Raw genomic sequence first — 4,789 nt, 5'->3', positions numbered from 1 at the left:
CCTGATCGGGGAAGTCTGTTTGGAGTTGTTTTTGGATCAGGCTTTGCAGCAAGCGAAAACAAAACCGGACAGCCTGAGCCGTCCGGTTTTGGGGAAGAGTGGGATTTTAGGCAGGGGAATGTTACATCAGCTTTTCATTCAAATGCATGGCTGCGAAATCGACATCACTGAACTCTTTCTTCAACAGCTCAACGCCATCTTTTAAGACTAGTTTATTATTCCCCTTGCGATTTGAGAGGCTAAACCAGCTAATTGATTGGAAGTCGGCGCCTGCATCCTGCAAGATTTCAGTATAGAAATCCTCGGAGGCTGTTGCTTCCGATAGAATAAATGCCTCTTCAAAGTAAGTGGGATATTGGTTGCGAATATCTTTGAGGCGTTCAGCAAGATCTGCAGTGATGAGACCTGTGTGACAAACTATGCTTACAGACATAATCTATGTTACCTTAGTAGTTATTTGATAATGATGAGATCGAGCATTCCGGCTATCGGATATTCTTTGAATTGCTTTAGAACTTGTGCGACACTAAGAGGACTGTCTACTAAATTTAGTATGACTCTCTTTGTCTGACGATTCTCAATTTTGTGAACTCTGATGTAATCCCATACATTTCGAACTTTATCGCTAATGGAGGCGTAACAATCATAGATATGACCATTGATGCGATAATCGGGATCTTTATTGAAATCCAGATCATCCTCGGACTCTATATCCGGTTTCCATTCTATTTTATATCCAAGCTCTTTCAACACGAATGCTACGTCTTCTTCTCGAACCAAGCTGCGTACAGTTTCATCATCATTGGAACCGTAAGCTTCGGGCATGCCTTCAATTGACCCTTTGCCCGGTTGAGGGCGGCCGAGGCCACTGTGATTTTCACCAATGATTTTATGAAAATCCATATAAGTCTGCGGGTTCATTGACGGCTCGACGTTTGGATGCACTCGCGGAACGGCTTTGTCAATCAGATATGGCTCATGTTCTTTGAGAGCCTCTGAGATCATTTGCAGGCCTTTGGCCTCATCTGTTTCCTGAATGGCGGCATCGATGACAGTTCGTAATCTGTCGAGGGCTTGCTCATTCGTTGGTCGAGTTCGTGTTTCAGCCTCCTCAAAAGCGGCATTTACGCCACCGTCTGAAAGCATGCCAGAGGCGTCTTGCAGCTCGCTTGCTGACATGGCTTCGCCATTGATGGTGCCGCCGGAAAGAGACAAGTAGCCAGGGTCAGTTGGATGAAGGACCTGACGGCCAGTGATGATGATTTCATCACCGGAGACAGTCTTGAATGTCAGAGTACGATCCAGATCTTGCCCGGTGATGGAAACTTCACCGCCATCTTTCAGCTCAAAGGTCTCATCAATACCCTCACCAGCAGGCAGCGTGGTGGCGAGCAAGATTGCTCTGGAAACCACTTGTGCTGGAAGTGTCTTGATCGCTTTGCCCGCCCATTCGATGGCGCGCTTTTTTATTGTCTTCTTGTCTTCGGGGTTGTTCTGGTCGTCATCATCTGGATCAGGATTGGGTGTGGAGGCCAATGCCCCTCCTTCGGCGACTGCAAACTCGATATCTTGCTGTTCTTTGTCTGCTGGTCTGGTCGGTTTGCCTTCTTCTCCGTCCTCTGTACTCTCACTGTAAACAGCATTGACGTTTTTTCCGCTGAGGATGCTGGAGAAATAGCGCAGCTCGCCCGGTGTCATGGCACGATCTTCAATCGTGCCGCTCTTGAGCGTGAAGTGACGGGGACCATTCTCATCGTGATTCAGTCGTCCTGTGATGATTGTTTTGCTTCCGTCAGGCGCAGTAATGGTCAGGGTGCGGGTCGTTTCCGAGCCAATGCCGGTTACATTGAGTGAGCCATAGTCTCCAAGGTCAAAGCTCTCATTGATGTCTTCACCGCCTGCGGAATTGGTGCCAGCCAGAACAAAGGCTCCGGCTAGCAAGGCCGCTGGTGCAGAAACAATCGCCAGACCTGCCCGTTTGGCCGCAGCACCAATCCCGGATATGCTGGGCAGCCTAATGCCCTCCGGCATCGGAACAGCAATAGCCTCACTGGTCGAGACGGAGCTGCTGACGTCCTGCGGGGCTTGCAGGTCTGCTGCCTGATTGGGGAAGAATGCTGCCAGTTGTTTTTGGATCAGGCTTTGCAGCAAGCCCGGTTCCGGGGCATCGAAGCGGCCCTTGGCGAACTCTTGGTCGATGAGATTTTTGAGATTGACGAAGAACTGAGCGTACAGCTTGGCTGTTGCCAGGTCGGTTTGGGACTGGTGGAGAGAGGTTCAATTGTTACAAGCACTGATCAGCTTGTGTGAAGGGGAATCTATTTGAGCTTTGATCCCCAATATTGGTCAAATACAAATCATACCAAATTGAACCATTGGTCATGAACAATGACCTGATTGGGTTCCAATGATTTTCTGATCAGGTCAATTGCAGTATCCCAACTTTTCACGCTTCCAAACTTGTTGCACTGCATGGCGAACCAACTCGTTGCAACTAGATTGATACCCAACTCCTCTAAATGTTGGTTGCGTTCACTGTTCGATGCAATAGCCTCTCCAATCCAGAAGCTTTCTTTGAAAAAACCTGAATAGGTTTCTTCTATCTGCCTTAGATGCTTATTCAGTTCCTCGACCGGGAGATCCGTATAAAATATGTAATGAATCGACATAACCTAGAAGATCCGTTTGACCTTTCCGTATTTATTCACAATCATCAGTCCCTTCAACCCCGGGACCGGATTTTTCCGAAGCTGTACTACCAATCTCTTGATACTATGGGAGCTGTCGGTCATATTCACTTCTCAATGGCAAGGATCGCCTTCAATGATACTTTTGTCATTCCTTAGGCTTTGATGGAACTTGGCATTCACTTCAACCCTTGAGAGTGCTTTTGTCAATTAGGGCGGCTGCCTAGGACTGGCGTTGGATTTCAGGAGGCCAAACGCAAAACCGGGCAGCGCGGGCCGTCCGGTTTGGTTGAATTGCATGATCTAAAGACAACATGTCACTACATGATGGTTTCATTTTGAAAAAGTGCAATGAACTCCACATCGCTAAACTCTCGTTTCAGTATGTCTACACCGTCTTGATCTGCTACATCATGTTCATTCCTTAGGTCTGCCATGAAAAAACTGACTGTGTCAAAGTCAAATCCCTGTTCCAGCATCACTTCCTTTGTTTCTCTATCAGATGCCAGTGGAGGATCAATTTGAAAATATATTTCAAACAATTCTGGATGTTTTGCTTCAATTTGCTTAAGACGTTTTTCCAACTCTTTGACGTCCAGACTGGTATGGAAGAAAATAGCTGATGACATGAATGTTCTCCGGGTTATCGCAATTTGATGATGATTAAATCGTCGAGGCCCGTTATTGGAAAAGCGCTGATCTACTGAATGACTTCCATCACAGTCAAGGGAGCTATCCGATTAAGAACAATGCGCTTTGTCTGCCAATGCGCAAGCGTAGGGAAACCACTTGCAAATTGGAATGCTCCCTGAACAAAGAAGCTAGATCATGATTTCATTTTGAAACAGAGCAATAATCTCAGCGTCTTTGAATTCTTCTTTCATCAGTTCAACAGCTCGGCTTAGCACAGGGTGCGCATTTCTTATTTCGGTAATGCCGAAATTGCTCACTGAATGAAAATCAAACCCAATTTCTTCAAGGATTTCATTGTCCAGTTCGCTAGATACACTCACCATAGAATAGCTGTAGGAATTTGTAGAAAGCAGAGCATGCTTTGCTTGTACCTGTTTCAAACGCTCCTCAACTTTCTGGGCGTCCAGGCTGGTATGGAACACGGTTGTAGCTGCCATTTTCTTTCCTTCTAGTTCCAATTATTTGATGATGATTAGATCAAGGAGCCCCGGTGTACCCGCCGCCTTGAACTGCTGTATGATTTCGAACACGGTGACCGGTGTATCTCTCAAATTTAAAACGACACGCTTGGTTTGGCGGGCTTCGATCTTATTCCTCATAATAAAGGTCCATATGTTTCGCGCACTAGTACTGGTCGGGGCATAACAATCATAGATTTTACCATTGATACGATAGTCTGGATTTGCGTCTTTCTTAAGATCATCATCGGGTTTCACCAGCGGTTGGTGCTCAACAGTGTAGCCAGCCTCTTTTAACACAAAAGCACTATCCTGTTCGCGCACACGTTGTGTTATTTGATAATTCTTCATATCTTCGCTGAACCCATCGGGAGTGCCTGACATTGAGCCTTCACCCGGTGCGCTTGGTCTAACACCATCAAAGTGTTCGAAAACTTTTACATCCAACTGATCATACAGTGCAGGAGTCTCGGAAGATTCAACGTCCATCCGAATTTGCGGTACTTTCTTTTTGGGCCTAAAGGGTTCATGGCTATTCAAGTATTCTTCTGCTGCAACCTTTCCTGCTTCCATCCTCCTTTTCTTTTCCTCTTCGTTGCTGGATTTCGGAAGTTTGAGGTCTGAGCTGGGTTGCTGGCCTACATCTTTGGGGTTTGCACTACGGTTAGGCGGTTTTATGGGAACAAGGCCTTTGGGATCTTGATCTTCTGGATCAGGCTGTTCCGGGCCATTGGGCGGCAAGATTGCTCCATCTTCGGACACTATAGGACTGTTTTGCGTTTGAGTTTTGTCGTCGGTTGCAGGTGGTTTTTCAGTCCCATCGTCTCCATCTTCATTCACATCACTGTTCAGGATAGTTCTGACCCCTGCAAATGTGAGGGCCTCGGAGAATGATTGAAGTTCACTTGCCGAGAGGTTGCGGCCATTGACAGTTCCGCCTGTCAGGGCAAG

6 protein-coding genes are annotated in these 4,789 nt (G+C 46.7%); 1 reads left to right on the top strand and 5 read right to left on the bottom strand.

Annotation, left to right across the window (positions count from 1 at the left end):
• The coding region (locus CRO57_RS25045; RefSeq protein WP_210201008.1) for a hypothetical protein at positions 1 to 205 on the top strand (205 nt) is incomplete at its 5' end.
• A gap of 248 nt (positions 206 to 453) precedes the next feature.
• Here the strand turns inward: CRO57_RS25045 and CRO57_RS24260 are convergent.
• The 5 genes from CRO57_RS24260 to CRO57_RS24865 form a co-directional block, all read right to left on the bottom strand.
• On the bottom strand, positions 454 to 2,151 hold the full coding sequence (locus tag CRO57_RS24260) for a CdiA C-terminal domain-containing protein (RefSeq protein ID WP_141401332.1): 1,698 nt from the start codon (positions 2,149 to 2,151) through the stop codon (positions 454 to 456).
• 206 nt (positions 2,152 to 2,357) lie between these two features.
• Positions 2,358 to 2,669, bottom strand: coding sequence for a hypothetical protein (locus CRO57_RS24250; RefSeq protein WP_097156121.1), 312 nt, complete (start codon positions 2,667 to 2,669; stop codon positions 2,358 to 2,360).
• Between the two features lie 338 nt (positions 2,670 to 3,007).
• A complete protein-coding gene (locus CRO57_RS24245) occupies positions 3,008 to 3,316 on the bottom strand; it encodes a hypothetical protein (RefSeq protein WP_097156120.1) in 309 nt (102 codons plus the stop codon).
• A 192-nt stretch (positions 3,317 to 3,508) separates the two neighbouring features.
• Positions 3,509 to 3,817: a hypothetical protein gene (locus CRO57_RS24240; protein WP_097156119.1), complete on the bottom strand. Its 309-nt coding sequence runs from the start codon at positions 3,815 to 3,817 to the stop codon at positions 3,509 to 3,511.
• Positions 3,818 to 3,838: 21 nt separating this feature from the next.
• Positions 3,839 to 4,789: CdiA C-terminal domain-containing protein (locus CRO57_RS24865; protein WP_210201007.1), on the bottom strand; the 951-nt coding region annotated here is incomplete at its 5' end.

It is taken from the genome of Cohaesibacter gelatinilyticus (assembly GCF_900215605.1).
Taxonomy (GTDB): Bacteria; Pseudomonadota; Alphaproteobacteria; order Rhizobiales; family Cohaesibacteraceae; genus Cohaesibacter; species Cohaesibacter gelatinilyticus.
Note: the sequence above shows the minus strand (reverse complement) of the source record. Positions and strands in the feature narration are given on the sequence as shown.

Bases quoted from the DNA above. Each gene is read 5' to 3' on its own strand.
- CRO57_RS24250 (WP_097156121.1), bottom strand. From the start codon at position 2,669: ATGTCGATTCATTACATATTTTATACGGATCTCCCGGTCGAGGAACTG.
- CRO57_RS24245 (WP_097156120.1), bottom strand. From the start codon at position 3,316: ATGTCATCAGCTATTTTCTTCCATACCAGTCTGGACGTCAAAGAGTTG.
- CRO57_RS24240 (WP_097156119.1), bottom strand. From the start codon at position 3,817: ATGGCAGCTACAACCGTGTTCCATACCAGCCTGGACGCCCAGAAAGTT.